1 pseudogene is annotated in these 1,217 nt (G+C 46.3%); it reads right to left on the reverse strand.

Features of this window, described 5'->3' with window-relative positions:
* Positions 1-1,217 (reverse strand): annotated as a pseudogene (locus tag HSISS2_RS11250) (collagen-like protein); the annotation flags it as partial.

Consider the following 1,217-nt stretch of genomic DNA (forward strand, 5'->3'; position numbering starts at 1 on the left):
ACGGTGAGCCATTGTGTGTTTTAAAGTTAACAACCTTAGAGAATGTCTTATCTGTTTCATTCGACTTGCGACCGAGGAAATAGATGTCTACACCCTTTATGTTCCCAGTGGCAAACGTTTGAATATTGAACGAATAATCAGTGTTTCGTTTGACTGGAAAACGTAGCGTAGACGTTGGCACTAATGATGATGATGTCTTTAGCAAGAATAGCGGTCTAGCGCCATTGTAGTAAAACCCATGGCTTGAAATGGACAGATTAGAGTTAGGTTGCGGTGCTTCCCAATAGCCCCAATTATCCAGATTTTCTGGAAACGCTGAGTTGCGAATGAAATTCTCACCACCTACTGATACACTGCCAGCCGTGTCATTCCACGAATAATCAGCTGGGTTAGTGCTATCCGATTTGTCGAAATTAGTACATACACCCAAATACTGCTTATTGCCATCTTGCGTCAGACTGAAACCTGTTCGTCCATCGGCACTATCCGCATAAGCGAAATGGACATAAGGTGTGCGCCCGTCTGCTCCGGGCTTACCGGGAATACCATCCTGTCCATCGCTACCCTTCCATTTAGACCATCGGTAATCTTGTGGATTCCGACTATGCGTAGTATTGAAATCTTGGTACATGCCGATAAACGCCTTATTAGTGTCGGTTTGGCTAAAACCGCTACCGGAGACCGTGTCAGCGTAAGCTATGTGGGTGTACTGGGTTTTACCATCGACACCCTTAACCCCGGGTATGCCTTGGTCACCTTTCGGGCCTTGCAAGCCTTGAGGACCGACGGGACCGGTTAAACCACGTTCACCTTGTACCCCTTGCGGTCCTTGCAAACCTCTATCACCTTTAGGACCTGCTGGCCCTGGGTCACCTTTATCTCCCTTAACGCCATTCCTACCGTCCGAGATATTTAAAAAAGTAACTTCTTCTGAAGCTACTTCTTTATTATCAACCCATGCGGAAACCGTCAAGGCTGTTGGTTGAGTAATCTCTGACGCTACCACGTCGTAGGTCATACCCACGTATTTAATGGTACCGTCAATTACGAAACGCCAAGTCGCATTAACTGTTTTGTCGCCTTGTTTCAAGACTGGTCGAACTGTTGAGCGACCAACACCGTTTTTAAATGCCGTTCCGTTTGTAGTTGTGATTTCGACACGGTATGGCAAGGCTCTTGCTGCAATTTCATCAATGCGTTGTTGCAAATCAGACGAT

The sequence above is a fragment of the Streptococcus sp. HSISS2 genome (assembly GCF_000448665.1).
In the GTDB taxonomy this organism is placed as follows: domain Bacteria; phylum Bacillota; class Bacilli; order Lactobacillales; family Streptococcaceae; genus Streptococcus; species Streptococcus raffinosi.